Origin of the sequence: Streptomyces sp. NBC_00988 (assembly GCF_045162645.1) — a bacterium.
GTDB lineage: Bacteria > Actinomycetota > Actinomycetes > Streptomycetales > Streptomycetaceae > Streptomyces.
Genome location: NZ_CP108730.1, coordinates 11,466,235 through 11,492,907, shown reverse-complemented (window position 1 = coordinate 11,492,907; position 26,673 = coordinate 11,466,235). Strand labels below are relative to the sequence as shown.

Here is a 26,673-nt window from a genome sequence, read left to right as displayed (position 1 = left end):
GTGACCACCGTCCCGCCCGCCCGCACCACCCGACGTCCCCGCTCCCGGCTGCTCGTCCCGGCGGCGCTCGCCGCCCTGGTCTGCACGGCCATGACCGCCACCGCCTCGGACGCGTCACCCAAGTCACCCGCGACGACGGCGATCACGACCGTCCAGAGCCACCACGACGGCACGCAGAAACCGAAGGCGATGCTCGACGACTGGCTCCGGCTCTGGAACGGCGACTACGACCGTGCGCCGGGCATCATCTCCCCCGCCTTCCGGGTCCACGCCGCGCTCCTCGACGGCGGTGACGGCAGCTCGATCCGGGGCGCCGACGGGCTGGTCGCGTGGATCAAGCAGACACGCGCGGCGTTCCCGGACCTACGTTTCACCGAGCAGGTCGCCCCGCTGGTCGACGGCCGTCACGCGTCCGTACGGTGGACGGCCACCGGCACCTACGCCGGCGGCTTCCCCGGCGCCAAGGCCGACCCCGGGACCGTGATCACGTTCACCGGCACCGACACACTCCGGATGCGGGACGGCAGGTTCGTGGAGTACTGGGTCAACACCGACACCCTCCAACTCCTCACCCAGCTCAAGGTGTTGTGACCACCGTGCGGCTGTCAGGCGCCCCAGGCCTCGACATGCGCGAGCACATGGTCGACCAGCTCGGCGGGCTGGAGGTTGAGGGCCGCCACGGCCTGACGGCTCAGGGCTACCCGGACCGGTTCGAAGTCGCCCGTGTCGGGGTCGTCGAGTTCGGGACCGTGCCGGCGGTCCAGGTCCATGTCCAGCAGGTCGGCGAGGAAGTAGTGCTGGACGACGATGCTCGTCCCGCGCGGTTCGGTCAGGGTCAGGAACTCGGTGGCCTGGCCGATCGTGGCCCCGATCTCCTCCATCGCCTCGCGGCGCAGCGCCGCTTGGAGGTCCGCGTCCTCGGGCTCGACGCTCCCCCCGACGGTGGTGCAGTACGGATCACCACCCGGCCAGCCGCGCTTCAGGAACACCAGATGACCGTCGTCGAGCAGTACGACCCGTGCCTTGTGACGAACCCTCATGTCCCCAACGGTAGTGGGCCGACCGGCAGTTCACCCTCGAAGTCGGCCGGCCCGTCCACCGCCCTACCGCACGAGCTTCCACTCCTGCGAACCGTCCGCCGCCGTGTTCTGCAGGGTCAGCGGCGCCCCGTCGGACGCTCCGGTCAGGTACAGGCTCATGTTCTTGACCGACTGCAACCGGTAGAACCCGTCATCGGTCTTCACCAGGTTCCAGCTGCCGGTGGCACTGTTGTCGACCCACTGTCCCATCCGCTGACCGACCGTCGCGTTTCCGGTCCAGATCGCCGCCGCACGGCCGCCCGATCCGTTCAACAGCGTTGCTCCGCCGTTCGGTTCGGTCACCACGTGCCAGTACTGGGTGTCCGGGTCCGCGGCGGAACCACGGGCCTCCAGGACGACATCGGGGACGTCCCCGTTGCCGATGTTCGCGTCGTTCGACTTCCCGCCGGTGCCGATCACCTGACCGGTCTTCCGGTTCACCAACCGGTAGTAGGCGCCCTTCGACCCTCCGAGGTCGACCTCGGCGTAGGCGATCGTCGAGGTGCCCTGGTTGTTGAGGATCGCGATACGGCCGGTGGCGTCGACGTACTGCAGATCGCGGCTGTATCCGGCCTGCGACGTCGTCTGGTACTCCTTCCAAATGCCGTCGCCACGACCGCTCTTGTTGACCCAGACGTTGCCGCTGCCGGCCGCGTTGTAGACCAGGCCTCCCCCGGGCAGCCTGATGACGACCGGACTGCCGCCCGTCGCGAGCGGACGGGAGCCGGTGTCGACCGGCAGCGAGGTGACGGCACCGCCGGTCGCCGAACTCCGGTGGAAATCAAGCGGGTTGTCGGTGAGCAGGTACCGGACATTGGCTCCGCCGCCCCAGTACTCGTACGTGAGCAGCCACTTGCCGTCCGTGGTCCGCACGACGTTCGTCATGCCCGGCCGTCCACCGCCGATCTCGGTCTTGCCGTCGCCCATGCTCTGGGTCAGTCCGGCGACGTCGACGACGGGTCCGCTCCACTTGGCGCTGCGGCCGTTCCAGGTCCGGTGGGCGAGGATCTGGCCGTGTGAGTCCGTCGCGGTGTCGTTGGCGGGGTCCAGCGTCGGGACGCCGGTGGTCGCGTCGAAGCCGGTGTAGTCGTTCTCGTCGGAGTAGTAGCAGACGAGTTGGCCTTTGTAGACCATCAAGTACGGCTCCCAGACGGGGTCCACCTGCTGGTGCGTGTTGGCCGTGGCGACGTTCTGCCCGATCGCGCCCGCGCTGCCGCCTTGCCAGCCGCCGGTCGCGATGACGTTGACGACCTTCCAGGACGCGCCGTCGTCGGTGCTGGAGTACAGCGCGATGGCGAGGTCGCTGCGGTCACCGTCGTTGGAGGGCGTCCAGTTGGGGTCGGCCGCCTTGTGTTCCTTGTAGTACTCGTCGTCGCCCGACACGACACTCGCGAGGAGCAGTGTCCCGCGCTTCAGTTCTCCGACGCTCTGCGGAAGCGTGTAGAGGTAGGGGTTGGTCCAATTGCTGGTGTACTTCGCGTACTTGGGGTCCTTGGAGAGGTACGCGGGAGCCTTGACCTCCGACAGCGGCTGCCAGCTCGTCCCGTGGTCGTCGCTCTTGTAGACCGGGAGCGTCTGCCCGTCGGCACTGCCCGTGGCCGACACGACGGTGGACTTCTCGAAGGACGCGACCAGCCGCCCGCCGGGCAGTTGGGCCGACTTCGGGTAGACGGCGCAGTTGCCCCGCCCCTTCAGACACGGCTCGTTGCCGAGCTGGTAGAGGATTCCGCCCGTCGGGTTGTACGCCTGCGCGCCGGTGGCCATGGGCACCGCCAGCATCGCCGCGGCCCCGACGAACGTACCCAGCGCCTTCACCGCTCTGCTTCTTCGCACAGCTACTCCTTCGCGTCGATCGGGGAGACGAGTACGCGTACGTCCCACGGGCCCAGCTCCAACATCGCGCCCGCGGGGAGGGACGTGCCGTCCAGGGCATCGGCGAGATCGACCGGAACCGTCGAACGGGCGGGCTCCCAGCTCCAGTTGTGGACGATGTGCACCCGCCGGCCGTCGGGCGAGGTACCGGTCGTCGCGGTGACGGACACCGGCAGCTCGGCCCATCCGCTCCGGGCGGCCGGGGCCAGCCACTCGGCCAGCGCACGGGCGAGATCACGGCCGGGCACGGTGCCGACGTACGTGATCCGCCCCTCCCCGTGACGGTGGGTCGTCACGGCGGGCCAACGCCCGAAGTGCGGGTGCTCGTACGTCGCGAGGACCTCGGCGTCGGCGACGGTCAGGCCGTCCGCCCAGTGCGTCGCCGTCGCGCCCTCCGGCAGCGCGAGCGGGCTGCCGGGCGCGGTGCGCACGGGCACAGCCTGTGCGAGGTTACTGAACTCGTCGTACGACACTCCTGCCGCGTCGGTGAGACGGGCGGGGGCCGGTTCGTGCCGGGCGCGTGCCTCGTGGTCGGCGTAGCCGGTGCGGGGGCCGAGGACCAGGTGGCCGCCGGCCTGCGCGTAGGCGGCGAACCAGTCGAGCGTGGCGTCGTCGGCGAGATACAGGGCGGGGACGACGACCACGGGGTGGCGGCGGGCGGCCTCTTCCGGGGCCGTGCCTTCGCGTTCGCCGCGCGGGTCGTGGAGCTGGCGCGCGTGGACGACGCGGACCTGGCGCCCGGCGTCGAAGGCGCCGCGGTAGAAGGGGTCGAGGATGCGGTGGTAGGCGGCGGGGTCCGGCTCACCGTCCGGGGTCGCGAGGGGCGGGTGCTTCTGCATCAGCCACTTGCTGGGGGTGGAGTAGACGATCGTGATGTCGGCGTCCGGTTCGAGACCGGCGACGAGGGGTCCTACGGCCTCGAACTCCGCACCCAGCCGGGCGAGTTCGGCGTAGGTACGGCCCGGCCGTCCGCTGTGCGGGAGGACTCCGCCCCAGTAGGTCTCGGCACCGAAGCGCAGGGTCTGCCACTGCCAGTACTCGATCATGCGGGCCCCGCGGCCGACGAGGGCCCAGGCGGCCTGGCGCCACTGGCCGTCGTAGGCGGGCCGGTTGTCCCAGGCCATGCCGATGGAGTTGGCGTTGGTCTCGGTGACCAGGAACGGCTCCTGGCGGGAGGAGAACATCCAGTCGGCGGTCTGGTAGAGCGACCAGACGCCGGTGGTCTTCCACTTCTGCTCGTGGGTGTCCGGGGTCGGGTCGGGCAGGAGCAGGCCGTCCTGCATGTCGTAGTACGGGTTGCCCGTGGCGATGTCGAGACGGTCCGTCAGTTCGTCGTCCTCGACTGCCGGGCGGGTGTAGGAGATACAGGTCGTGACGAAGTGCTCGGGGCGGGCGTACTCGCGGACGATGTCGGCCTGCCAGCCGATGAACTCGGTGCACTGGCGGGCCTGGAACTCCCGCCAGGCGACATCGTATTGGGGCTGTACGTTGCCGTCGGGGGTCCACAGGTCGGCCCAGGTGGACAGGCGGTGGGACCAATAGACCAGGCCCCATTCGCGGTTGAGGGTCTCGACGTCGCCGTACTTCTCGCGCAGGTGGTCGGTGAAGCGCTGGAAGACGCCGTGGTTGTGGAACAGCTCCAGGCCCGGTTCGTTGTCGACCTGGAAGCCGATGACGGCCGGGTGGTCGGCGTAGCGGGCGACGACCTTCCGGATGATCCGCTCGGCGTGGAAGCGGAACGCGGGGTGGGTGAAGTCGACTTCCTGCCGGGCGCCCCAGCCGATGCGTTCGCCGGTGCGCCGTTCGCCGGTGATCTCCGGGTACTGGCGGGCCAGCCATGGCGGTACGGCGTAGGTGGGGGTGCCGAGGATGACGGAGATGCCGCGTGCGTGGGCGCCGTCCAACACCGGTCGCAGCCAGTCGAGTTGGAAGCGGCCGTTCTCGGGCTCCCAGGTCGACCACACCGACTCGCCGATCCGGATCACGGTGAAGTGTGCTTCGGCCATGAGGTCGAGGTCGGTCTTGAGCTGCTCGTCGGGCCGTACGTCCGGGCCGTAGGCGGGCTGGTACTCGTGGTAGTAAGCGGCACCGAACAGAACGCGGGCGGGCAGATCCGCCATGGACAAACCTCCGGAGTGCAGGGGCTGTTGGGGGGTGTGGGGGTTACTGCTTGACGCCGCCGGTGGCCAGGCCGCTCTGCCAGTACCGCTGGAGCAGCAGGAAGGCCAGGACGAGCGGGACGATCGAGATCAGCGAGCCGGTCACGACGAGGGCGAGCATGTCGCTGCTGGCTCCGGCGCCGCCGTTCTGCGCCTGGGCGGCCCAGGAGGAGAGCCCGACCGTGATGGGGTACAGGTTCGGGTCGTTGAGCATGATCAGCGGCAGGAAGTAGTTGTTCCAGGTGGCGACGAGCGTGAAGAGGACGACCGTCACCAGGCCCGGGGCGAGCAGCCGCAGCCCGATGGTGCAGAAGATCCGGAACTCTCCGGCGCCGTCCATGCGGGCGGCCTCGATGAGGCTGTCGGGGACGGCGTCCTCGGCGTAGATCCGCATGAGGTAGAGACCGAACGGGCTGATGAGGGAGGGCAGGATGACGGCCCAAGGGGTGTTCACCAGGCCCGCCTTGGCGAAGAGCAGGTAGGTGGGGATCGCCAGCGCGGTGGTCGGGATCATGATGGCGCCGAGGACGAGGTTGAAGGCCGCGCCGTGACCGCGGAAGCGGTACTTCGCGAAGCCGTAGCCGGCCGCCGCCGCGAGCAGCGCGGCACCGAGCGCGCTCGCCCCGGCGTAGAGGACCGTGTTGAGCAGCCAGCGTCCGAACACGCCGTCGTCCTGGGTGAAGGTGGCCTTGATGTTCGACAGCAGCTGCGGGGCATGCGAGAACCACAGACCGAAACTGTTGAACAGGTCCTGGGTGCTCTTGGTCGAGGCGATCAGCAGCCAGAAGAGGGGCAGCAGGAAGTACGCCAGGACGGCCAGCATCGCGATCGTGAGCGGGGTGCTGCGGCGACGGGTCGACGACCGGCGCGACGGGCCGGGCTCGGCATCAACTCGCTTCGCGGTGGGGGTGGTTGAGGCGGTGGGCGTCACGGTGGTCATGCGGTCCTCCTGCGGTTCGCGGTGAGCAGGAAGGCGTACGACACGATCACGATGACGAGTCCGAGGATGAAGGACACCGTGGCCGCGTAGTTGGTCTGCTGGCTGATGAAGGCGACGGAGTAGGCGTAGAGGTTGGCGGTGTAGGAGCTGTCGATGACGTCCGGGGCGACGCTCATGAGCAGCTTCGGTTCGTTGAAGAGCTGGAAACTGCCGATCACCGCGAACAGGACGGTGAGGGTCAACGCCGGGCGCAGCGCGGGGAGTTTGATGGACCAGGCGATCCGCCAGGCGCCGGCTCCGTCCATGGCCGCCGCCTCGTACAGCTCGGCGGGGATGGTGCGCAGCGCGGCGTACAGGATGATCATGTTGTAGCCGACGAACTCCCAGGTGACGATGTTCGCGAGGCTGCCGAGCATCCAGCCGTCGGTGAGGAAGTGCGGGGCCGGCAGGTGGAGGTCGTGGCTGATCTGGGCGAAGGGGCCGAAGTCGGGGCCGTAGAGGTAGCCCCACATCAGGGTGGCGATCACGCTCGGGACGGCGTACGGGACGAAGATGCCGAGCCGGATCACCCGGGCCAGCCGCAGCAGGCCGCTGTCCAGCGCGAGTGCGAAGCACAGGGCGAGCAGCAGCATCACGGGGACCTGGATGACGAAGAACAGGGCGACTCGGCCCAGTCCCTTGAGGAGTTGGGGGTCCTTGAGGGCCGTCACGTAGTTGTCCAGGCCGACGAACGCCGAGCCGCCGATGAGCTTTTCCTGGAAGAGGCTCAGGTAGGCGGCGTAACCGAGCGGGGCGAGGAACAGGAGCAGGAACAGCACCATGAAGGGGGCGATGAACAGGGCGCCTGTTGTGCCGAGTTGGCGTCGGCGGGGTGGGGAGTTCGTACGAGAGGGGGCTGTGATGGCCATGGTCAGCCTCCCTTCACCGTGAAGCCCTGGCTCTTGGCGAAGGTCGTGATGCGCGACTGCCAGGAGCCGAGCGCGCGGACCGTGTCTGTCTTGTCGGCGAGGGACTTGCCGACGGTCTCCGTCCAGTCGGTGGCCACCCGGTCGAGGAACGGCGGCCACTGGAAAGCGGGGTCGACCTGCGCGCTGATGTCCGCGAAGACCTGGTTGACCTTCTGGCCGCCGTAGAAGGCGGGGGCGTCGGCGAGGAAGCTCGCCTCGGAGAGCAGGGGCTTGGTCGCCGGGAAGAAGAACTGCTCGGTGGCGAACATCTTGGCGCTGGTGGGGTCGCTGTTGAGGAACTGGGCGAACACCGCTGCCTGGATGGGGTTCTTGGTGGAGCGGATGACCGCGGTGGTGGAGCCGCCCCAGTTGCCCGAGCTGGGCTTGGATGCGTCCCACTGCGGGAGCGGGGCCGCGCGCCACTTGCCGGAGGTGGCCTTTGCCGAACCGGAGAGGAAGGCCGGCCCCCAGGCACCCGTCAACCAGGTCGCGTACTTGCCCTTGTTGAGGGCCGCGTACCAGGCGTCGGTGAAGTCCGGCTCCACGCCGATCACGCCGTCCTTGGCGAGGGTGCCCCAGTACTCGCCGAGCTTCTTGGAGACCGCGTCGTCGACGCTGACGGTGATGTCACTCTTGCCCGAGGTGACATACGGCTTGGCGCCCGCCTGCCACAACAGGCCGTGCCAGGCGGCGACTTGGTTGGCGGCGAGGTTGGTGAGGTAGACGTCCGGGTCGGCCTTGTGCAGCTTGCGGGCGGCGGCAGCGAACTCGTCCCAGGTGGTGGGTACTTGGATGCCGTGCTGGTCGAAGATGTCCTTGCGGTACAGCATGCCCATCGGGCCGGTGTCCTGCGGGATCGCCCATATCTCCCCGCCGCTGCCGCTGACCTGACCCCAAGTCCAGTCCACGAACGTCGACTTGAGCGCGGCGGCGCCGTAGGGACGGAGGTCGAGCAGGCTGTCGGTGATGGTGAACGTCGGGATCGCCTGGAACTCGATCTGCACCATGTCCGGGGCACCGCTGTTCGCCTTGAGCGCGGTGCGCAACTTGGTGTACTGGGGCGTGCCCTGACCGGCGTTGACGACCTTGACCTTGACGGCCGGGTACTTCTTCTCGAAGAGCGCGACCTCCTTGTCGATGTTCGGAACCCAGGTCCAGAACGTCAGTTGGGTCGGCGTCTTCATCGCCTTGTCGATGTCGGCCTGACCGACCGGCTTGCTGGACGAGCCGCTCGTACCACCGCTGTCCCCGCCACAGGCGGACAGCGTGGCGGCCAGCGACAGCGCGCCGGTGGCGGCGAGGAAGCCCCGACGGCTCAGGGACGAGGGCGAGTTGGAGAAGGGTCCGGACATGGTGAACTCCCGAGAGAGGGTATGGGTGACCGGCACACCGGCCGACGGCGTGCTGAAACTTCAGGTGAGGTGAGCGCCCTCAGGGGCGCGGGGGCTGTATCGATTTGCGGCTCCGCCGCGTGGGCGCGACCAGCCCCCACCGGCCCGCGGACAAAAGAACCGCAGACCCAGCGGAACGACTAGCGGAGCGGTGGCGCCGCCGTAGACGCCCGAACAACGAGTTCGACCGGCGGGTCGGTCATCGGCAACGGATCCGACCCAGGGTTCTCGATGGCATGCACCAGCAACTTCAGACCGTCCTGCGCCATCGCGTCGAACGGCTGCCGCACCGTGGTCAACGGCGGAGTCACATACGCGGCGACCGGCGTGTCGTCGAACCCGACCACGCTGACGTCCTCCGGAACCCGCCGCCCGGCCTCCGTCAGCGCCCGGATCAGCCCGATCGCCATGTCGTCATTGGCGGCGAACACCGCGGTGACGTTGGAGTCGGCGCCGAGTTCACGCCCTGCCGCGTAGCCCGACGCGGCCGACCAGTCGCCCTCGACAACCGGAGGTTCCACCCGGCCGAGGTCGGCGAGCGCGGCACGCCAGCCGTCGAGCCGGTCCCGCGCCGAGTACCAGCGCTGGGGCCCCGCCAGATGGTGGACCGTGGTGTGGCCCAGTTCCAGCAGGTGCTCGGTGGCCGCCCGCGCCATCTGGCCGGAGACGATCCCGCCCGTCACGACATGCGGGGCGGCGAAGGGCGGGGGTGCGCCCAGGACCAGGACCGGCACATCGACCCGCGCGGACAACTCCGCGCCGCCCTCCTCGTCGATCGGCTCGGAGATGACGATGCCGTCCACGCCCTGGTCCAGGAGCGAGTCCACGGCTCCGGCGATGCCCGCCGACTCGCCCTCCATCGTGTTGACGACACGGAGCGCGTAACCGGTGTCCCGTACGGCCCGTTCGACGCCCATGAGCAGCGAGGCGGGGCCGTACAGGGCGGTGCCGAGCGTCACGACGCCGATGGACCGGGTGCGTCCGGAGGCCAGGGCGCGGGCGGCGTTGTTGGAGCGGTAGCCGAGTTCACCGGCCGCCGCGAGGACACGACGGCGTACGTCTTCCGAGACGTACGGCTCGTCGTTCATGACCCGGGACACCGTCTTCTGCGACACGCCCGCGAGGCGCGCCACGTCCACGCTGCGCGGCGCGGCTCCCGCGCCACGTCCTGCCACTGGTGTCATGGTGTCTCCCGATCTCCGGCAGCCGCATCCTAGCCCGACTCCGGTCTATGACTGCGCTGTCATGACTGCGCAGTCATATCTACGCAACGGAGTGGGGCGCGTCAAGACTTCGCGCAACATCCGCGAAATACGGGAGGGCCGGGCAGGGCGCGTGGCCCGTCCCGTCCGAGCGCGGCGGACAGGCCGAAGGCCCCGCGCTCTCACAGAGCGCGGGGCCTGAAGTCCCGTACTACACCGTGGTGTTGAGAGTCACCTCGATGTTGCCGCGGGTGGCGTTGGAGTACGGGCACACCTCGTGCGTGGCCTTCACCAGCTGCTCGGCGGTGGACTGCTCCAGACCGGGCAGATGCGCGGCGAGCGACACGGCGAGGGTGAAGCCGCCGGTGTCCAGGGCGAGCAGGCTGACCTGCGACTGAACAGTGGAGGCGCCCACGCGGACACCCTGCTCACCCGCGATCAGACGGAGTCCGTTGTGGAAGCAGGCGGCGTATCCGGCGGCGAAGAGCTGCTCGGGGTTGGTCTTGTCGCCACCGGGGCCGCCCATCTCCTTCGGGACGGCGAGGAGTTCGTCCAGCACGCCGTCGACGGAACGGACTTCGCCGTTGCGGCCGTCGCCGGTCGACAGTGCCTCGGTGGTGTACAGCGTGGGCATGGCGGTTCCCTCTTCGTCGTCGCTACGAGTGGTGGAGCGGCTCCGAGTCTGGAGCCGCCGGCCGCGCGCAGCCTGCCCCTGCCAGGGGCAGGCTTCCGGGTGCGCCGGTGATCGATACTCGGCTCATGGACAAGAAGCCCGCGCTGGGAGAGTTCCTCACCATGCGCCGCTCGCAGTTGCGGCCGGCGGATGTGGGGCTCCAGGATTTCGGCGAGCGCCGTCGCGTGCCGGGGCTGCGCCGGGACGAGTTGGCACGGCTCGCCGGGGTGGGACTGTCCTACTACACGCGACTTGAACAGGGACAGTCGCTCAACGCGTCCCCGGAGGTCCTTGACGCGCTCGCCCGCGCCCTCGGCCTCGACGAGGTGGAGCGGGCCCATCTGCACGACCTGGCCCGAGCGTCACGCCGGACCGGCGCCCGGCGCGGGCCGGCGCCGGAGCGCGTGGGCGAGACGACCCGGCAGTTGCTCGCCGCGTTCGGTGACGCGCCCGCGATCGTCCTCGGCCGCCGTAGCGACGTACTGGCCTGGAACCGCACCGGACACGCCTTGTTCGCCGGGCACTTGGACCCGTGCATCCCCGACCGGCCCGACCGACGTCCCAACACGGCACGGCTGGTGTTCCTGGACGCGCACACCCGGGACCTGTACGAGGACTGGCCGGAGAAGGCCAGGGACGTGGTGGGCAAGCTGCGGCTCGCCGCCGGGCAGCATCCGGACGATCCCCGGCTGGCCGCGCTGATCGGTGAACTGGCCATGAAGAGCCCGGAGTTCGCGTCGATGTGGTCCGAGCACCGGGTCCGGAAGTGGGACCTCGCGACGTACCGCATGCGCCATCCGCTCGTCGGCCGGATGCGGCTCAACCTCCAGACCCTGAACGTGCCGCAGGAGGAGGACCGGCGCATCGTCGTCGCGACCGCCGACTCCGGTACGGCGTCGGAGGCGGCGCTGCGCCTTCTCGCCCAGGCGACCGTGGCGGCCGCGGAGCGCACGGAGGCGGCAGAGCGTCGCTGATCGTCGCCGAGGTGGCCGATGCGACAAGCGTGGGCAAACCATCAAGCATCACCCTCGCACAGACACGCGACTCTCGTTCATAGCTACGAACTTGGCTCCAGGTGGGTGCCTTTGACGCCGAACCTCTGATAGTTAACTTTCCTATCAGTTCGGCGGTACGACCAACTCCCCACCCCCCACCACCCTTTGGAGTCCCCGTGGTCCACCCGTTCCGCGACCCTGCGATCTCCGAGCCGACGAGCCCCTCGCGTCGGACGCTCCTCGCGCTCATCGGCGTGTCGCTCGCGGCAGCACCTCTGCTGCGTGCCCCGCAGGCCTCGGCAGCCCCCACGGCCGCCGCGGCGATCGGCCTCGACGACCCGGCGAAGAAGGAGATCGCCATGAAGCTGGTGTCGAGTGCGGAGAACTCCTCCCTCGACTGGAAGGCGCAGTACAAGTACATCGAGGACATAGGTGACGGCCGCGGCTACACCGCCGGCATCATCGGCTTCTGCTCGGGCACCGGCGACATGCTCGACCTCGTGCAGCTCTACGCGACCCGCAAGCCCGGCAACGTCCTCGCCAAGTACCTCCCCGCGCTCCGCAACGTCAACGGCACCGACTCGCACTCCGGCCTCGACCCGAACTTCCCCAAGGACTGGCGCACGGCGGCCCAGGACACGGTGTTCCAGCAGGCGCAGAACGACGAACGCGACCGCGTGTACTTCAACCCCGCCGTCAGCCAGGGCAAGACCGACGGACTGCGTGTGCTGGGCCAGTTCACGTACTACGACGCCATCGTCATGCACGGCGACGGCGACGACCCCACCAGCTTCCGCAACATCCGCGCCCGCGCCCTGCGTTCGGCCAAGCCGCCGGCCCAGGGCGGCAACGAGACGACGTACCTCAACGCCTTCCTCGACGCGCGCGTGTGGGCCATGAAGCAGGAGGAGGCCCACAGCGACACCACCCGCGTCGACACGGAACAGCGCGTCTTCCTCCGCAACGGCAACTTCGACCTCAACACACCGCTGAACTGGAAGGTCTACGGAGACAGCTACACCATCAACTGACCGGTCCTGCCGCCTGGTTGGGAGGCAACTCGGCGGACGGTGCGGCGCCAGGACCTGAAGGTACGGGTCCTGGCGCCGCTGCCGTCTCCCTCCGGATCACCCACCGTCAGGCACCCACCTGCGGTCATGCCTGCCGCGCATCGCCCTATGCGACACAGGACTTGGACACCCGTGCGGGCCCTTCCTAGCGTGGTCCGTGAGCCCGTCGCCAACTGCCGCCGGGTCGACCCGAACCACCCTGGGGGATCTCCACTGTGCGTGTTTTCGTTGCGGGCGCGACCGGTTACATCGGCTCCGCCGTCGTCCGTGAACTCCTCGACGCGGGGTATCAGGTCCTCGGCCTCGCCCGTTCGGACCCGGCCGCCGACGCGTTGACGCGAACCGGCGTCGACGTGCACCGCGGCGACATCCACGACGCCGACAGCCTGCGCGCCGGAGCCGCGGCGGCCGACGGAGTCGTCTACGCCGCGAACCAGCACATCTCCGAGACAACCGACCCGGCCGCCCGCGCGAAGGCCGAACTGAAAGCGGTGGAGGCGATCGGCACGGAGCTGGAGGGAACGGGCAAGCCCTTCGTGGTCACTTCGGGGGTCATCGGCCGCACCCCGGGCCACCTGCTCACCGAAGAGACTCCCGCCGTACCCAACCCCGTCACAGCCCTACGGCTCCAGGCCGAATCGTCTGTGCTCGCCGCGGGCGAGCGCGGAGTGCGGTCGTCCTCGGTACGGCTGGCCCCGACCGTGCACGGCCCGGGGGACGCGCGCGGGTTCATCTCGACGCTCATCGGCGTCGCTCGTACGACGGGTGTGTCGGCCTTCGTCGGCGACGGGTCGAACCGGTGGCCGTCGGTGCACCGACGTGACGCGGCGGCCCTGTACCGACTGGCCCTGGAATCCGCACCGGCCGGTACGCCCCTGCATGCGGTCGCCGAGGAAGGGGTGCCGTTCGGGGACATCGCGCGGGCCATCGGCCGTCAGTTGAAGATCCCCGCCGTCAGCCTGACCCCCGAGGAAGCGGGCCGGCACTTCGTCGGCTTCCTCGCCCCACTGGTCGCGCTCGACAACCCGGCGTCGAGCGCCCTGACGCGGCAGCGCACGGGATGGAAACCGACGCACCCCGCACTGGTCCCGGACATCGAACAGGGCCACTACTTCGGGGAGTTCAGCGCAGGACACTGATCCGGTCCGAAGCGGAGTCAGGGCTCGGTCCAAGTCCCTTTCGCCCTACGGCTGCCAGCAGCTCGTGGGCCTCAACTCGGCTGGCGTGGATGCGTAGTTCGGCATCTCCGTGCGGAGCGTCCGCCGTGGCGGCGAGGGCTGCCGCCAGCTTGGTCCGGCCCTGGCTCAGCCTGCTGCGCACCGTCCCGACCGGAATCCCGCAGACCTCCGCGATCCGTTCGTACGAGGTGACCCCGGTGGCGAAGTAACGCAGTACCAACGGCATGCGCAACACCGGGGAGAGTTCCTCCAGCGCCTTCCAGACCCAGTCGCGCAGCGCGTTCCGCTCCAGCCACTGCTCCGGGCCCATGTGCGGTGACTGCAGGGGCAGTTCACCCACCGGCCGGACCACGACCGCTTCCCGCACCACCACTCGACCGGCATTGCGCACGACCGCCCGCAGCCACGCGCCCACCGCCTCCGGATCACGTACGTCCCCGATCCGCAGCAGCGCCGTCAGCGCCGCGTCCTGCATCACGTCGTCGGCGTCCGCACCCGGCCCCAGGATGCTCACCGCCACGGCGCGCATTCCGGCGCGGTGCCGTTCCAACAGCAGCCCCAGCGCGGCGACTTCGCCCGACTGGGCCGCACGCGTCAGCTGCGCGTCCTCCGTGCGTGCCGCCCCCTCGGCGTCCCCCATCATGAGTCCCTTTCGGCACCTGATCGCGACTGTTCGGGGCACCCTGCCGAGAGCCGTCCTCCGAACCCGGGCGTTCGGGCCCGGAGGACGGCTCACCGTTCATGGAGTCGGCAGGGTGCGGTGTGTCAGGCGTCCGCCAGCCAGCTGCCGTGGAAGCCGGCGGGTACCCGTCGGGGCAGGTGGATGGTGGCCACCGGCTCCTGGGTGAGGTTGTCGGCGTCGAGGATGACCAGGTCGCTGCGGTCGGTCGAGGCGTCGTAGACGTACGTCATGAGCCAGCCGGGGCCGCCGGGTTGATCGTCGGCCGGGGCGAAGGCCGCCTCGCCCGGGAGGCGGCCGGGAGCGAAGTAGTGGCTGGCGACGCTCGACTTGCGCAGGTCGTACCGGTGGATCGCGGCACGCGACTCGTTCGGGTCGTACTGCGGGAGCTCCGGGACGGGTGCCGCGGTGGCGTGGCCGAAGTCGGCGGGCAGGCCCGCGAGTCGGTCGTCGATGCGGGGGAACTCCCCCGGGTGGTCGTCCAGTTGCTCCTCGCTGACCGCGCCGGTGGTGAGGTCGATCGTCCACCGCCACAGGTGCGCCGCCGTCGCCACGGTCACGCCGTCCCGCAGGGACGGGTACCGCATGCCGAGCAGGACGAGACTCCGACCCTCGTTCTCCTCATAGGAGTTGAGGGTGTGGAAGACGTAACAGGGGTCGATGTCGAACCAGCGGATGTCGCCGTACGGGTCGTCCCTGCGCAGGACGCCGAGCCTGGCTCCGTAGGTGTCGGACCAGACGTACGGCATGCCTCCGGTCGGATCCATGGCGCGCTCGATGCTGAACACCGCGGGCAGGTCCATGAAGACGACGTGGTTCCTGGTGAGGTAGAAGTCGTGCATCATCGTGTGCGCCGGCACGTCGATCGGACGGCTGACGGTCAACTCGCCGTCGGCGTCGGCACGGTGATAGGTGAGGTAGGGCGCCGACAGCCCGCCGTACCCGTAGAAGTGCAACTCGCCGGTGACCGGGCAGGTCTTGGGGTGCGCGGTCATCGGGGTGCGCAGCCGGCCGTCGAAGTCGTAGGGGCCGACCGTGTCGAGTTCGCGGCCCGCCTCGCAGCTCAACTCCTGTGGGAAGGACGTCTCGACGAGGGCGAGGGTGCGGCCCGCGTGCCGTATGACGTGGGTGTTGGCGACGCCCGCGGCGAGGTTCATCCCGCCGTCGCGGCCGTAGACCTGAGCGCCCGTTTCGAGCGTGGGGGTGCGAACCCAGCGGTTGCGGTACGAGGTGGCCTTGCCGGCGTCGAGGCGGACGCCGTGCACCATCCCGTCGCCGGTGAACCAGTGGGCGGAGGTGGCCTCGTGCGGGTTGGGGCCGTTGCGCAGGTACCAGCCGGTGAGTTCCGGCGGGATGGCTCCGCTGACCGCGAGTTCGGTGACGGTGATCTCGTCGGGGACCGGGGCGAAGTTGCCGGCCAGGTGCGGAGGCGGTGGGGTCTTGTCCGTACTCATGGGGAAGTCCTTGGGTTAGCTGGTCAGGCTTGCGCTGCTTGCATGGCTTCGAGGCGCGCCTGGACACGCTTGGGGTAGACGGAGGTGAAGACCGCGGGGGCGACCAGGCCGACGACGTGGGCGACGATGCCGACCCAGGCGGGGGCGTCGGTCGCGCCGCTGATGGCCAGGACGACGGCGATGAACGTGAACCCGGATCCCCAGGCGGCCGTGATGTGGTTGTTGACGGCGAGGAAGCCCGGGGTGTCCCAGTACTCCTCGGGCGTCTGCCGGCGGGCGATCCCGAGCGTGAAGGGGCTGCGGAGGGCCATGCTGCCCCAGGCCGTCCCGGCGAGCCAGACGAACGAGATGACGTCGCTGTGGTCCTGGATCGACGAGTCGGGCGAACTGAAGGCGATCGCCCCGATGATGACGAAGTAGATGATGGTGCTGATCTCCAGCACCATCGCGTCCATCGCGACTCCCCTGCGCCGGTCCTGGAGAAGCAGCAGGCCGCCGCCGACGACGCCGGCCGCCGCGCCCCAGCGCCAGTCCACGGCGGAGACGAAGCCTGCCGCGATCCATGGGTAGAACCCACGCATATACGCCATGATGCCCACGTTTTACTTCCTCACAGCTCGATGTTCCAACTTTGACAGGTGGAAGCTAGATGCTCCGCAATCAACATGTCAAGAATGGAATATTGAACGAAAGTCCGCCGCGTCGGCGCCCCCACCGGCCCGCACAGGCACTACCTGCGCAAACCCCTACGGCCGCACCCGACCTCCACGCGGCCCCCGTCCCGGACGCACAGAATCCACATGGGTAGTTTTCGACCTGTCAATATTGGAGTGACAGGCGTTAGGCTTGTCCGTATGAGCCTCCGCAACGCCCTCCTGGGCCTCCTCGTCTTCCGCCCCGGCAGCGGCTACGACCTGCTGAAGATGTTCGACACCTCGCTCGGTTACGTCTGGCCCGCCAAGCAGAGCCAGATCTACGGCGAGCTGACCAAGCTGGACGCGACCGGTCTGATCAAGGTCACGGAGGAGGGCCCCCGGGGACGCAAGCAGTACTCGCTCACCCCCGAAGGCCAAGCGGAGACGCTGCGCTGGCTGACCGAGAACCGGGAGAGCAGGCCGCTGCGCAACCCGATGCTCCTGCAGACCTTCTTCCTCGGTCTCCTGCCGCGCGAAGAAGCGGTCCAGCGGCTCCTCGACCACGCGGAGGCCTCGGCCAAGGAGCACGACACCCTGGTCGCCCTCCGCGACACGGAGGAGTGGGACAAGGACATGCTCACCGTGTGCGGCCGGCTCGTCCTCGAACACGGCATCCGGCAACGGGTGTTGGAGCAGGAGTGGGCTCATTGGGCGGCGGAGCAGCTGCGCACGGCGCACATCAAGGGTCCCGACATCACGGGCTCCACCGAACCGTCGGACGCGGACACATCGAGCGCCGGCGACGCCAACGATCAGGCGCACTCGGGGCGTTGACGCGCCGCAGGGCTTTCCCGGCGACTCAGGAACGCCTGTTGATCACGCCCTCACGCATTCCTACCGCACGGCGTACGCCCGGATGAATGCGTGGGTCCCGTCGATCATGGTCTGACGGACCCGTTCCGGGTCGGGGTTGGCGGGCACCGGCTGACGGTCGTAGGCCAGCAGGACGGTCAGGGCGAAGAAGTGGTCGGCGGCCAGCCGCGGGTCGTCCGCCTCCAGGAGTCCGGTGTCGGCGAAGTGGGCCAGGCGTTCCGCGAACACCTCCTCCACCGCCCCCGTCGCGATGTCGTCCCGGGTCGTCGGAGTCCGCAGGCGCTCCTGGGCGACAAGGGCGAACCCGGCGGCGTAGTCGGCCGAGCCGACGATCGACGTGCCGAGGTCGATCGCCAACTCCGTGAGCGACCGCTCCAGTTGGGGCACCGTCGCGATCCGCGCATCCTCCGGAAGGTGCTCGTCGAGCGCACGCCGCACCGTGTCCGTCATGGACTGGGACACGTCGGCGAGGATGGCCAGGAAGAGGCGCCGTTTGTCGCCGAAGTAGTCGTACACGGTGCGCTTGGAAACCGCCGCCCGGGCCGCGATGGCGTCCATGCTGACGCGGTCCACGCCCTGGTGTACGAACAGTTCGCGCGCGGCGGCGAGGATCGCCGTCCGCTTCTCCAGGGACCCCTCGCGCACCGTCTTCTCCGTGCCCACCGCGCTCATCCGCACCTCCGGGGCAAACCCTACACCGACGGGTGTAGCAACTACACTGCACGGTGTAGTGTCCCCGCCATGACTCCGACAGTGACGGCCTCGCAGGCCACGACTCCGGTGACCGATCACCGGCTGAACCTCATCAGCCTGGTCCTCGCCCTCGGCGTGTTCACGACCCTTCTGGACACGACGATCGTCAACATCGCCCTCGATCATCTGCAGGTGGTGTTCCATGCCCCGGTCGCCCGGACGCAATGGGTCGCGACGGGCTATCTGCTGGCCTTCGTGTCGGTGATCCCGGTGAGCGGGTGGCTGTCCGAACGGTTCGGCGCGCGCAACGCCTGGATGTTCGCCGTGGGCGCCTTCCTCGGCGGCTCGCTCCTGTGCGGCCTCGCGGGTTCGCTGCCCGCGCTCATCGCCTTCCGGGTGCTGCAGGGAATCGGCGGCGGGATGGTCATGCCGATCACGCTCTCCATCGTGACGCGGGCGGCCGGCCCGGAGCGCATCCACAAGGCCACGGCCGCCGTCGCGCTTCCCGGCCTGCTCGGGCCGGTCCTGGGATCGGTGCTCGGCGGCGCCATCATCCAGTCGCTGAGCTGGCACTGGCTGTTCCTCGTGAACGTGCCGGTCTGCCTCGCCGCGCTCCTTCTCGGCCGGACCCTGCTGCCCGCGACCGCCGGTGAGCGCGGCCACCGACTCGACATCCTCGGCTTCCTGCTGCTCACGCCCGCCGTCGTCGCCGTCGCGTACGGCATCAGCGGGATATCCGGCGAGGACGGCTTCGCCGCCGTCGCCGCCTGGCTCCCACTCGTCATCGGCGTCGCGCTGCTCGCCGCCTTCACGGTCCACTCGCTGCGCGCCCGCCGTCCCGCGCTCATCGACGTCCGCATGTTCGCGCGGCGCGGCTTCGGCCTGGGCAGTGTCATCACGTTCGCGGGCGGGTTCTCGACCTACGCCCTGTCGTTCCTGCTCCCCCTCTTCTACCAGCAGGTTCGCGGCGAGACGGTCCTGCACACGGGCCTGCTGCTCATCACGCAGGGGCTCGGCACGATGTTCTTCGTGGTGGCCCTGCGCCCCGTCGCGGCACGGTTCGACAGCCGCTTCGTCATCGCCGCAGGAGCGGCGCTGACCATGATCGGGACCGTGCCGTTCACCCTCGCGGACGTACACGGCGGTACGGCGGTGCTGCTGGCCGCGCAGTTCGCCCAGGGGCTCGGCTTCGCCGCAACGACGCTCCCGGTGATGACGCTCGCCCTCTCGGGCCTGAGCCACGCCGAGACTCCCCGAGGCAGCGCGGCGTTCAGCGTCGTCCAACGCGTGGGCGCGCCCTTCGGGGTCGCGGTCGTCGCCATGATCCTGCAGAGCCTGCTCGACGGCGCGACCACGGCGGCGGACCAACTCGCGGCGTTCTCCAGCACGTTCTGGTGGATCTTCGGCCTCGGCGCCGTCCCGCTCGCCCTCGCCTTCTTCGTTCCCTCGACCGACCGGAGCTGATCCCGCTCCAAGGTCGATCTTGCTCCGTTGACACGGTAACAACGTTAACGCTACCGTCGGCGATAACGCTGTTAACACATATGGGTCACACCCTTCCGTGAAGCGAGGCAGCCCATGGGACGACTCAAGGTTCTGATCTCCGGCGCGAGCATCGCCGGGCCCGCGCTGGCGCTCTGGCTCGCCAAGTACGGCGCGGACGTCACGGTCGTGGAGCGCTGGCCCGAGCTGCGCACCGGCGGTCAACTGGTCGATCTCCGGGGCGTGTCCAGAGAGGCACTGCGCCGGATGGGGGTCGACACCCAGGTCCGGGCCGAGCGCGAGGGCAACTTCGGCCTCTCCTTCGTCGACGGCCAAGGGCGTACGAAGGGGGCGCTCCGCGCCGATCAGTTCGGCGGCGACGGACCGGTCGCCGAGATCGAGATCCTGCGCGGCACCCTGTCCCGGGTGCTCCACGACCAGTCGCGGGACCGGGTCGACTACCGGTTCGGCGATCGCATCACCTCGACCCTCGACGACGGTACGAAGGTGCACGTCGAGTTCGCGTCCGCGCCCGCCGAGACGTTCGACGTCGTGGTCGGGGCGGACGGTCTCCACTCCGAACTGCGCGAGACGCTGTTCGGCCCGGAGTCCAACCACCTTCACCACCTGGGGACTTACATCTCCTTCTGGACGGCCCGGAACCACATCGGGCTGAAGGACTGGACCGTCGCCTACAGCGAACCCGGCAGGACCATCGGGATGCGGTCCATCCTCGGCAACACGAAGGTGATGGCGTTCTTCAGCTTCCGCGCCGGTCAGCCGTCCTACGACTGGCGTGACACCGACGCCCAGGTGCGCATCGTCAAGGCCCGCGCGTCCGGCATGGGCTGGGAGGCGGCCGCGCTTCTCTCGCAGCTCGACACGGCACCCGACTTCTACTTCGACACCTGCAGTCAGGTCAGGCTGCCCAGGTGGTCGGCCGGACGCATCGGCCTGCTGGGAGACGCCGCCTACAGCGCCTCACCCCTGTCGGGCCACGGCGCCACGATCGCCATGGTCGGCGCGTACGTCCTCGCCGGCGAACTGGCGGGCACACCAGGGGACATCACGGGTGCGTTCACCCGGTACGAGCGGAAGCTGCGCCCGTGGATCGGGCAGATCCAGCGGTCGGCTCCCGACTCGGGGAAGACGATGACGCCCCGGACCGCGTACGGCATCGCGTTCCGCAACAACCTCGTCCGCCTGGCACGTCACGTGCCCGGCAAGGAACTTCTGATCCGGAGCCAGATCAACAGGTCGAACGCGTTCACGCTCGACGACTACTCACGGCATCAGGTAGCGGCCTAGCCCCTGCGGCATTCCACGACACCCCACACCCTCGAAAGGGCTGATCATGTCGGTCAGTTACGTCAATCCCCCTGAACTTCCCCCGCTGCCGGGCGTCCTCTCGCACGCCGTCGCCGTGCCGGAACTCGGACTCGTGTACACCTCGGGCCAGGTCGCCTGGGACAAGGACGGCCAACTCGTGGGCGGCGACGAAATCGCCGCGCAGTTCGAGCGGGCCTACGACAACGTCGAAGCGGCGCTCCGTGCGGCGGGCTCCTCCCGCGAGAGGATCATCAAGGAGACGATCTACCTGCCGGGTTACACGACCGACCGTGCCGCCGAACTGACCGCGATCATCGCCGCGGCGCGCAAGGGCCATCCGACTCCGCCCGCGAGCACCGCCGTTGGCGTCCCCACCCTCTACGCGGACGGCTTCCTGGTCGAGATCGAGGTCGTCGCGACGCTCTGACGCGACGGCAGTGGGGCCACACCACGGGGGACCACCCCACGATCACCGTCCTTCCCCCTTGTTCACGACGTCCACGACCGCCCGCACGGAGAGAAGCCATGTCTCTGACACCGCCCCCGTTCGACCCCGAACTCGCCGTCGTCCTCGACTCGTTGAAGGAGGTGCTCACACCCGGCCTGACGCTGGAGGAGATCGACGGCCTCCGCAACGGCCCGGCGGTGGCCGCGCTCGCCGAGACCGACTTCACGATGGACGGCGCCTTCGACGTCGAGCACCGGACCGTACCGGGGCCCGAGGACGCCCCGAGCATCCCCCTCCTCATCTGCCGCCCCACCGTGCCGGCCCCGGCGCACCCTCGCCCGGTCGTCTACTACGTGCACGGCGGCGGCATGGTGATCGGCGACAACAGGTCCGGTGTGACCGTGCCGTTGGGCTGGGCGAAGGAGCTGGACGCGGTCGTCGTGTCCGTCGGATACCGGCTGGCTCCGGAGCATCCGCATCCGGCGCCGGTCGAGGATGTCTACGCCGGGCTCGTCTGGACGGCGGAACACGCGGCGGAGCTCGGCGCGGACGCCGAACGGATCGTGATCGCGGGCACCAGCGCGGGCGGTGGACTCGCCGCGGCGCTCGCCCTGCTCAGCCGTGACCGCCAAGGCCCGCGTGTCATCGGCCAGTTGCTGATGTGCCCCATGCTGGACGACCGTAACGACAGCCCGTCCGGCCATCAGATGACCGGCGTCGGCATCTGGGACCGTACGGCCAACGAGACCGGCTGGACGGCGTTGCTCGGTACCTCGCGCGGCGGCCCGGACGTGTCCCCCTATGCGGCGCCCGCCCGCGCCCAGGACCTCACGGACCTGCCGCCGACCTTCCTGGACGTCGGTTCCACCGAGACCTTCCGCGACGAGGTCGTCACCTATGCCAACCGGATCTGGCAGGCGGGCGGCACGGCCGAACTGCACGTCTGGCCCGGCGGTTTCCACAGCTTCGCGGGCTTCGCTCCGCAGGCAAGGCTGTCCCAGTCCTCGTTCGCCGCCCAACTGGACTGGCTGCGCAGGCTGTTGGGAGAGAACAAGGGCTGATCACCTCAAGCCGTTCAGGGCCGGTCGGCGCTCCACACCTGCCGGAGCTACACGACCGGCCCCTCCCCCACCCCTCATCAGCTACCGTCCGGACCTGCCGTCGCGGCTCCCCTCGTCGCGACTCCCCAAAGGTGACGATAACATCGTTACCATGCCTCTGGGTCCTGACGCTTCTCCTCCCGCGCAGGCGGGCCCCCCGCCGCCCGCGACCCGTGCCCGCGCGCTGGTGACCGCCGCGCTCCGGATCGTCGACGAGGGCGGACTGGAAGCGCTGACCATGCGTCGGCTCGCGGACGCGAACAAGCTCCAACTGCCCGCGATCTACCGCGTGTTCAGCAACAAACAGGCCCTCCTGGACGAGATGGCCGAGGCGATCCTGGCCAAGGCCCTGCCGGAGAGCCACGAGAGCGGCTGGGAGGCCGAGGTCGCCCTCCTCGCCAGGCAGCTGCGGCAGGCCCTGCTGGCACAGCGTGAGGGCGCCCGGATCGTCGGCGGCAGCTACGCCGCGAAACGGCACAGCCTGACGCTCGCGGAACGCCTCGTCGGCGTCATGCAACGCGCGGGATTCAACGGGGTCGCCGCGCTCTGGGCCACGTCCACCGTCTTCTGCTACGTCCTCGGCGAAGCCCTGGAGCAGCAGGGCCTGACCGACGACGCCCGCGACAGGCTCACGTTCCCCGGCGCGAGCCAGGCGTACCCGCAACTGTTCTCCACCCCCGTCGAGGAGATCCTCAACTTCGACGACCGCTTCGAGTTCGGACTCGGGCTCATTCTCGGCGGCCTGCGCGGGCAGCTCCCCCAGAACGATCTCCCCTGAGGGCACCCCCGCCCTCGTTTCGGAGAATATATCTCCACTTTCTTCGGCCCGGGAAGCCCTGCGACACGGCTCTCCCGGACGATCACTCGCCACCCGTCCGGCCACTCCGGACGGGACTCCAGGCACCCATCCTCACCAGGGACGATGCCCGGGATCCGGGCGCTGAAGACGCGCCCCTGAAGCCGCCCCCGCGCCGCGTTCGACCCGTCGACGGTCGCCGCCGAGACGCCATCGAGGGCGTTTTCCACTTCGGTTCGATCCCTTGACAGCCCCAACCGGCCGTTCCCAAACTACCGACCATTCGGTTGACGGCCCGGGCCGAGCGCCCCCGCTGTCGACATTCCAGAAGGGTTGATCACCATGACCGAAGTGTCGCTTCACGATGCCCAGAGCCCGCCGGTCCCGACAGTCACCACCTCACACATCGGTCACGCGACAGCCGTGGGGGCGGCCGGATTCGCGTGGTGCTCGCTCATCCTGGGCCTGCACACCGCCGGCGTCATCGACGCGGCCGACGGCACGATCGTGCTGGCGGGGACCTTCTTCTACGGCGGCATCGTCCAACTCGTCGCGGGCTTCTTCGCGTTGGCGTCCGGCGCGACCTTCGCGGCCGCGTTCCTGACGGCGTACGGGGCGTTCTGGCTCGGCTACACCGCCATCGAGTTCTGGGCGGCGCCCCACATCGCGGGAGCGGCGGCGGCCGCGGCGAAGGCCGGCGGGGCGTCGGCCGAGGCATCGGCGGCCGCGGGCGGACACGCGGTGATGCAGTCGCTGGGTCTGTTCCTCATCGCCTGGCTGGTCGTCACGCTGGTCTTCGCCGTCGCCAGTCTGGGCACGAACGCGGTGATCGTGAGCGCGTTCGCCCTGCTGTCGCTGACGATCGTGCTGCTGGTGACCGCCTACCTCGGCGCTTCGAGCGCGGGTGTCCCGAGCGATTCGGTGCTGCACACCGCGGGCTACGTCGAGATCGTGCTGGCCGCCGTCGCCTTCTACCTGGTCCTGGCGGAGCTGACCAACGACATCCGCGGACGCGACGTGTTCCCGCTCTTCGCCCTGAACCGCGACCGTCACGCCCTCGCGCAGACGGCCTGACCCGGACGGCATGACGAGGAACCCCCCACCCGTCTCAAGGAGCCGCATGAAAACGCCCAAGGCAGCGGACCACCGGATCAAGCTGCCGCACAGAGTCACCGTACTGAGCAGTGCCTCCGCGGTGCTCCTCCTCGTGGCCGCAGGCCAGACGACAGCCACCGCACTCCCCGCGCACGCGACCAACTGGACGCCACCGGCGGCCAGTTACGCCGCGAGCACGCCCGTCCACACCACCGTCACCATGGACGACGGCGTGAAGATCGCCGTCGAGGTCGTCTATCCGACCGACCCGAGCACCGGCGCCCGCGCGTCGGGCCCGTTCCCCGTGCTCCTGACCCAGAATCCCTACGGCGCCCAGCGCTCCGACCCCACGGACAGCGGCACCTACTTCGTGCAGCGGGGTTACATCTACGTGGCCTCCGCCGTACGCGGCACCGGTGACTCCGGCGGGCAGGTCGACTGGTTCGGGGACCGGCAGGGCAAGGACGGGGCCGACCTCGTCGACTGGGCAGCCCACACGCTGTCCGGCTCCAACGGCAAGGTGGGGCTGGATGGTTGCTCCTACCTCGGGGTCGACCAGTGGTTCACGGCGGCGGCCGTGGGCAAGGACTCCGCACTGAAGGCCATCACACCGTTCTGCACCGACTCGGACTTCTACAACGACCTCACCGGCAACGGCGGTATCCCCACCCCCTTCGTGGCCGGCATCGCGCAGGCCGAGCCGCGCGGCCCCGAGGACGACCCCGCCACCGACCCGCAGTCGGTGACCGTCGCCCAGCAGGCGTCGGGCGGTTCACGCTCGTACAACGACGCCTACTGGCAGTCCCTGAACGTCCAGAAGAAGCTCGTGCCGAAGATCGTGGGCAACAGCATCCCGGCACTGACCGAGGCCGGCTGGAACGACCTCTTCCCCGGCGGCAACCTCGGCGCCTACGTGTCCGCCCAAAACGCCTACTACCACCGGCCGTTGACCGATCCGATCTCGTCGGACGAACCCGTCACCGGCCGCTACCAGGCGATCGTCGGACCCTGGACCCACGGCGAGCACGTCAACGAGGCGACACTGCAGGGCATCCGCCTGGAGTGGTTCGACACCTGGCTCAAGAACGCGCCCACCGGCATGGCGAACACCTCGACTCCCCTGCACCTGTTCGAGAACGGCGCGAACACCTGGGTCGACAGCGCCGCCTGGCCCCTGTCCTCCGACGCCCGCACCTACTACCTCGGCAACGGCTCCCTCACCCCCGGAAAACCGACGGACGAAGGCAGCGACACGCTCTCCTGGAGCGCGGCGACCGCGGCCAACACGCTCACCTACACCACCGCCCCGCTCACCAAGGCGGCCCTGCTCAACGGCCCGACCGACGTCACCCTCTACGCCAAGTCCACGACCCCGGAGACCGAACTCTCGGCCAAGCTGAGCATCGTCGCGCCGGACGGCACGGTGACCAAGCAGGCCGACGGAATCCTCCTGGGCAGCCAACGCGCCCTGGACACCCAGGAGAGCTGGTACGGCGACAACGGCACCCTGATCAAACCCAGCCACCCCTTCACCCAGGCGTCACAGCACCCGGTGACACCCGGCCGGACCACCCGCTACGACATCTCCCTGCTGTCCAACTTCACCAGGATTCCGGCCGGTTACCGGATCCAGATCAGCATCAACAGCCAACCCCCGGCCGACTTCCACTTCCCCGTCGCCCCGACCCCGCAGGAACTGGCGAACCTGGCCAGCGGCATCTACACCGTCGAGCACTCCCCGCAGGCGGCGTCCTTCGTCAACCTGCCCCTGACGACGCCGAGTTCGGCCACACCCAGCGACACCGACTGGGGACCGTCCTCCTGAACCACGAGGGTGTGAAATACGGGAGGCAGGTCTGCGCGTACAGCAGACCTGCTACTCCTTTGCCGAGGCGGGCCTGACCAGGCCCATCACCTGCTCCACCATCTCGTTGCTCAGGCTCGGTGTCGTCAGCGGCAGGTTGTCGGGACGCTGCCGGATGCCGTTCAGGATGATCTCGAAGTAGCGGCGCCAGACGTCGGGCCGCTTGCCCTGGGTGAACTGGCTGGCGGAGCTGAGCATTTGCACGACGACGGGGATGTCGGAGGGAGTGATCTCCGCACGCAGGTCCCCGCTCTCCTGCGCCCGTTGGATCAGGGCCTCAAGGAAGGGGAGCATCCCGCCGCGCATCGTCTCCATGGGCTCGGAACTGTGGCTCCCCAGCATGATCACTTCTTGAAGACCACGATTCTCGGCAAGATCGGCCCCCATCTCCATCAGGAAGTCCACGAACCCTTCCCAGGGATCAGGATGAGCGAGAGCCCGCTCCGCGGACGCCTGCCGCATCCCGAGGTCCTGCTCGAACAGGGCCCGCACGAGCGTCTCTTTGTCCGGGAATCGCCGATACACGGTCCCGACCCCGACCCCCGCGTGCCGGGCCACATCGTCGAGCGTGACCCTCAGCCCGTGCCGGCCGAAGACCTCCCGCGCGGCAAGCAGAATCTTCTCCCGGTTGAGGGCGGCGTCACGCCTCAGCGGGCGATCACCCTCCATCGGAGCATCAACCCCGGAACCCTCAGCCATAACCCCATGCTAGCCCTCTT

At 69.3% G+C, this 26,673-nt stretch carries 24 protein-coding genes and 1 pseudogene; 12 read left to right on the top strand and 13 right to left on the bottom strand.

What is annotated here, in order from left to right; all coding sequences use genetic code 11:
- A complete protein-coding gene (locus OG496_RS51780; RefSeq protein ID WP_405975968.1) occupies positions 1-591 on the top strand; it encodes an ester cyclase in 591 nt (196 codons plus the stop codon).
- A gap of 14 nt (positions 592-605) precedes the next feature.
- On the opposite strand, the gene OG496_RS51775 is transcribed toward OG496_RS51780, so the two are convergent.
- The 8 genes from OG496_RS51775 to OG496_RS51740 form a co-directional block, all read right to left on the bottom strand.
- Positions 606-1,040: an NUDIX domain-containing protein gene (locus tag OG496_RS51775; RefSeq protein WP_405975967.1), complete on the bottom strand. Its 435-nt coding sequence runs from the start codon at positions 1,038-1,040 to the stop codon at positions 606-608.
- A 63-nt stretch (positions 1,041-1,103) separates the two neighbouring features.
- Positions 1,104-2,858, bottom strand: a complete 1,755-nt coding sequence (locus tag OG496_RS51770; RefSeq protein ID WP_405976869.1) for an RICIN domain-containing protein — start codon at positions 2,856-2,858, stop codon at positions 1,104-1,106.
- Between the two features lie 56 nt (positions 2,859-2,914).
- Positions 2,915-5,071 carry a beta-galactosidase gene (locus OG496_RS51765; RefSeq protein ID WP_405975966.1) on the bottom strand — a complete coding sequence of 719 codons (2,157 nt, stop codon included), beginning with the start codon at positions 5,069-5,071 and terminating at the stop codon, positions 2,915-2,917.
- A gap of 43 nt (positions 5,072-5,114) precedes the next feature.
- Entirely contained in the window at positions 5,115-6,050 is a 936-nt protein-coding gene (locus OG496_RS51760; protein ID WP_405975965.1) for a carbohydrate ABC transporter permease, read from the bottom strand.
- On the bottom strand, positions 6,047-6,958 hold the full coding sequence (locus OG496_RS51755) for a carbohydrate ABC transporter permease (RefSeq protein WP_405975964.1): 912 nt from the start codon (positions 6,956-6,958) through the stop codon (positions 6,047-6,049). Before OG496_RS51755 ends, OG496_RS51760 begins: the two co-directional genes overlap by 4 nt.
- Before the next feature lie 2 nt (positions 6,959-6,960).
- A complete protein-coding gene (locus OG496_RS51750; protein WP_405975963.1) occupies positions 6,961-8,349 on the bottom strand; it encodes an ABC transporter substrate-binding protein in 1,389 nt (462 codons plus the stop codon).
- Between the two features lie 179 nt (positions 8,350-8,528).
- A complete protein-coding gene (locus OG496_RS51745) occupies positions 8,529-9,572 on the bottom strand; it encodes a LacI family DNA-binding transcriptional regulator (protein ID WP_405975962.1) in 1,044 nt (347 codons plus the stop codon).
- A gap of 229 nt (positions 9,573-9,801) precedes the next feature.
- Positions 9,802-10,224 (bottom strand): organic hydroperoxide resistance protein, encoded by a 423-nt coding sequence (locus tag OG496_RS51740; RefSeq protein ID WP_405975961.1) that lies wholly within the window; start codon positions 10,222-10,224, stop codon positions 9,802-9,804.
- Between the two features lie 125 nt (positions 10,225-10,349).
- Between OG496_RS51740 and OG496_RS51735 the strand changes: the two genes are divergently transcribed.
- From OG496_RS51735 to OG496_RS51725, 3 genes are all read left to right on the top strand, one after another.
- On the top strand, positions 10,350-11,237 hold the full coding sequence (locus OG496_RS51735) for a helix-turn-helix transcriptional regulator (protein ID WP_405975960.1): 888 nt from the start codon (positions 10,350-10,352) through the stop codon (positions 11,235-11,237).
- Between the two features lie 197 nt (positions 11,238-11,434).
- Positions 11,435-12,289 carry a chitosanase gene (locus OG496_RS51730; RefSeq protein ID WP_399390869.1) on the top strand — a complete coding sequence of 285 codons (855 nt, stop codon included), beginning with the start codon at positions 11,435-11,437 and terminating at the stop codon, positions 12,287-12,289.
- Positions 12,290-12,543: 254 nt separating this feature from the next.
- The gene (locus tag OG496_RS51725; RefSeq protein ID WP_405975959.1) at positions 12,544-13,467 is read left to right on the top strand and encodes an SDR family oxidoreductase; all 924 of its coding nucleotides are present in this window, start codon (positions 12,544-12,546) and stop codon (positions 13,465-13,467) included.
- A 28-nt stretch (positions 13,468-13,495) separates the two neighbouring features.
- Here the strand turns inward: OG496_RS51725 and OG496_RS51720 are convergent.
- The 3 genes and pseudogenes from OG496_RS51720 to OG496_RS51710 form a co-directional block, all read right to left on the bottom strand.
- Positions 13,496-14,149, bottom strand: a pseudogene (locus OG496_RS51720) (RNA polymerase sigma factor); the annotation flags it as partial.
- A gap of 122 nt (positions 14,150-14,271) precedes the next feature.
- A complete protein-coding gene (locus OG496_RS51715) occupies positions 14,272-15,639 on the bottom strand; it encodes a carotenoid oxygenase family protein (RefSeq protein ID WP_405975958.1) in 1,368 nt (455 codons plus the stop codon).
- 23 nt (positions 15,640-15,662) lie between these two features.
- Positions 15,663-16,220: a hypothetical protein gene (locus OG496_RS51710; RefSeq protein ID WP_405975957.1), complete on the bottom strand. Its 558-nt coding sequence runs from the start codon at positions 16,218-16,220 to the stop codon at positions 15,663-15,665.
- 273 nt (positions 16,221-16,493) lie between these two features.
- Between OG496_RS51710 and OG496_RS51705 the strand changes: the two genes are divergently transcribed.
- Positions 16,494-17,108, top strand: a complete 615-nt coding sequence (locus tag OG496_RS51705; protein WP_366496373.1) for a PadR family transcriptional regulator — start codon at positions 16,494-16,496, stop codon at positions 17,106-17,108.
- 60 nt (positions 17,109-17,168) lie between these two features.
- Here OG496_RS51705 and OG496_RS51700 read toward each other — a convergent pair whose 3' ends face one another.
- Positions 17,169-17,819, bottom strand: a complete 651-nt coding sequence (locus tag OG496_RS51700; protein WP_405975956.1) for a TetR/AcrR family transcriptional regulator — start codon at positions 17,817-17,819, stop codon at positions 17,169-17,171.
- Positions 17,820-17,888: 69 nt separating this feature from the next.
- Here OG496_RS51700 and OG496_RS51695 point away from each other — a divergent pair, with 69 nt between their 5' ends.
- The 7 genes from OG496_RS51695 (at position 17,889) to OG496_RS51665 (ending at position 25,915) form a co-directional block, all read left to right on the top strand.
- Positions 17,889-19,304 (top strand): MDR family MFS transporter, encoded by a 1,416-nt coding sequence (locus tag OG496_RS51695; RefSeq protein WP_405975955.1) that lies wholly within the window; start codon positions 17,889-17,891, stop codon positions 19,302-19,304.
- A 114-nt stretch (positions 19,305-19,418) separates the two neighbouring features.
- Positions 19,419-20,630, top strand: a complete 1,212-nt coding sequence (locus OG496_RS51690) for an FAD-dependent monooxygenase (RefSeq protein ID WP_405975954.1) — start codon at positions 19,419-19,421, stop codon at positions 20,628-20,630.
- 46 nt (positions 20,631-20,676) lie between these two features.
- Positions 20,677-21,078: a RidA family protein gene (locus OG496_RS51685; RefSeq protein WP_405975953.1), complete on the top strand. Its 402-nt coding sequence runs from the start codon at positions 20,677-20,679 to the stop codon at positions 21,076-21,078.
- 98 nt (positions 21,079-21,176) lie between these two features.
- Complete coding sequence (locus OG496_RS51680) at positions 21,177-22,160, top strand: alpha/beta hydrolase (protein ID WP_405975952.1); 984 nt, start codon at positions 21,177-21,179, stop codon at positions 22,158-22,160.
- Positions 22,161-22,311: 151 nt separating this feature from the next.
- Positions 22,312-22,977, top strand: coding sequence for a TetR/AcrR family transcriptional regulator C-terminal domain-containing protein (locus OG496_RS51675; RefSeq protein WP_405975951.1), 666 nt, complete (start codon positions 22,312-22,314; stop codon positions 22,975-22,977).
- 360 nt (positions 22,978-23,337) lie between these two features.
- Entirely contained in the window at positions 23,338-24,069 is a 732-nt protein-coding gene (locus OG496_RS51670; RefSeq protein WP_366496380.1) for an acetate uptake transporter, read from the top strand.
- A gap of 46 nt (positions 24,070-24,115) precedes the next feature.
- Positions 24,116-25,915 (top strand): CocE/NonD family hydrolase, encoded by a 1,800-nt coding sequence (locus OG496_RS51665; protein WP_405975950.1) that lies wholly within the window; start codon positions 24,116-24,118, stop codon positions 25,913-25,915.
- A 51-nt stretch (positions 25,916-25,966) separates the two neighbouring features.
- Here the strand turns inward: OG496_RS51665 and OG496_RS51660 are convergent, their stop codons facing one another.
- Positions 25,967-26,653 (bottom strand): TetR/AcrR family transcriptional regulator, encoded by a 687-nt coding sequence (locus OG496_RS51660; RefSeq protein WP_405975949.1) that lies wholly within the window; start codon positions 26,651-26,653, stop codon positions 25,967-25,969.
- Between the last annotated feature and the right edge of the window lie 20 nt (positions 26,654-26,673).

Coding starts and splice junctions, on each gene's coding strand:
- OG496_RS51775 (WP_405975967.1), bottom strand. CDS start 1,040: ATGAGGGTTCGTCACAAGGCACGGGTCGTACTGCTCGACGACGGTCAT.
- OG496_RS51770 (WP_405976869.1), bottom strand. CDS start 2,858: ATGCTGGCGGTGCCCATGGCCACCGGCGCGCAGGCGTACAACCCGACG.
- OG496_RS51765 (WP_405975966.1), bottom strand. CDS start 5,071: ATGGCGGATCTGCCCGCCCGCGTTCTGTTCGGTGCCGCTTACTACCAC.
- OG496_RS51760 (WP_405975965.1), bottom strand. CDS start 6,050: ATGACCACCGTGACGCCCACCGCCTCAACCACCCCCACCGCGAAGCGA.
- OG496_RS51755 (WP_405975964.1), bottom strand. CDS start 6,958: ATGGCCATCACAGCCCCCTCTCGTACGAACTCCCCACCCCGCCGACGC.
- OG496_RS51750 (WP_405975963.1), bottom strand. CDS start 8,349: ATGTCCGGACCCTTCTCCAACTCGCCCTCGTCCCTGAGCCGTCGGGGC.
- OG496_RS51745 (WP_405975962.1), bottom strand. CDS start 9,572: ATGACACCAGTGGCAGGACGTGGCGCGGGAGCCGCGCCGCGCAGCGTG.
- OG496_RS51740 (WP_405975961.1), bottom strand. CDS start 10,224: ATGCCCACGCTGTACACCACCGAGGCACTGTCGACCGGCGACGGCCGC.
- OG496_RS51735 (WP_405975960.1), top strand. CDS start 10,350: ATGGACAAGAAGCCCGCGCTGGGAGAGTTCCTCACCATGCGCCGCTCG.
- OG496_RS51715 (WP_405975958.1), bottom strand. CDS start 15,639: ATGAGTACGGACAAGACCCCACCGCCTCCGCACCTGGCCGGCAACTTC.
- OG496_RS51710 (WP_405975957.1), bottom strand. CDS start 16,220: ATGCGTGGGTTCTACCCATGGATCGCGGCAGGCTTCGTCTCCGCCGTG.
- OG496_RS51705 (WP_366496373.1), top strand. CDS start 16,494: ATGAGCCTCCGCAACGCCCTCCTGGGCCTCCTCGTCTTCCGCCCCGGC.
- OG496_RS51700 (WP_405975956.1), bottom strand. CDS start 17,819: ATGAGCGCGGTGGGCACGGAGAAGACGGTGCGCGAGGGGTCCCTGGAG.
- OG496_RS51695 (WP_405975955.1), top strand. CDS start 17,889: ATGACTCCGACAGTGACGGCCTCGCAGGCCACGACTCCGGTGACCGAT.
- OG496_RS51690 (WP_405975954.1), top strand. CDS start 19,419: ATGGGACGACTCAAGGTTCTGATCTCCGGCGCGAGCATCGCCGGGCCC.
- OG496_RS51685 (WP_405975953.1), top strand. CDS start 20,677: ATGTCGGTCAGTTACGTCAATCCCCCTGAACTTCCCCCGCTGCCGGGC.
- OG496_RS51680 (WP_405975952.1), top strand. CDS start 21,177: ATGTCTCTGACACCGCCCCCGTTCGACCCCGAACTCGCCGTCGTCCTC.
- OG496_RS51675 (WP_405975951.1), top strand. CDS start 22,312: ATGCCTCTGGGTCCTGACGCTTCTCCTCCCGCGCAGGCGGGCCCCCCG.
- OG496_RS51670 (WP_366496380.1), top strand. CDS start 23,338: ATGACCGAAGTGTCGCTTCACGATGCCCAGAGCCCGCCGGTCCCGACA.
- OG496_RS51665 (WP_405975950.1), top strand. CDS start 24,116: ATGAAAACGCCCAAGGCAGCGGACCACCGGATCAAGCTGCCGCACAGA.
- OG496_RS51660 (WP_405975949.1), bottom strand. CDS start 26,653: ATGGCTGAGGGTTCCGGGGTTGATGCTCCGATGGAGGGTGATCGCCCG.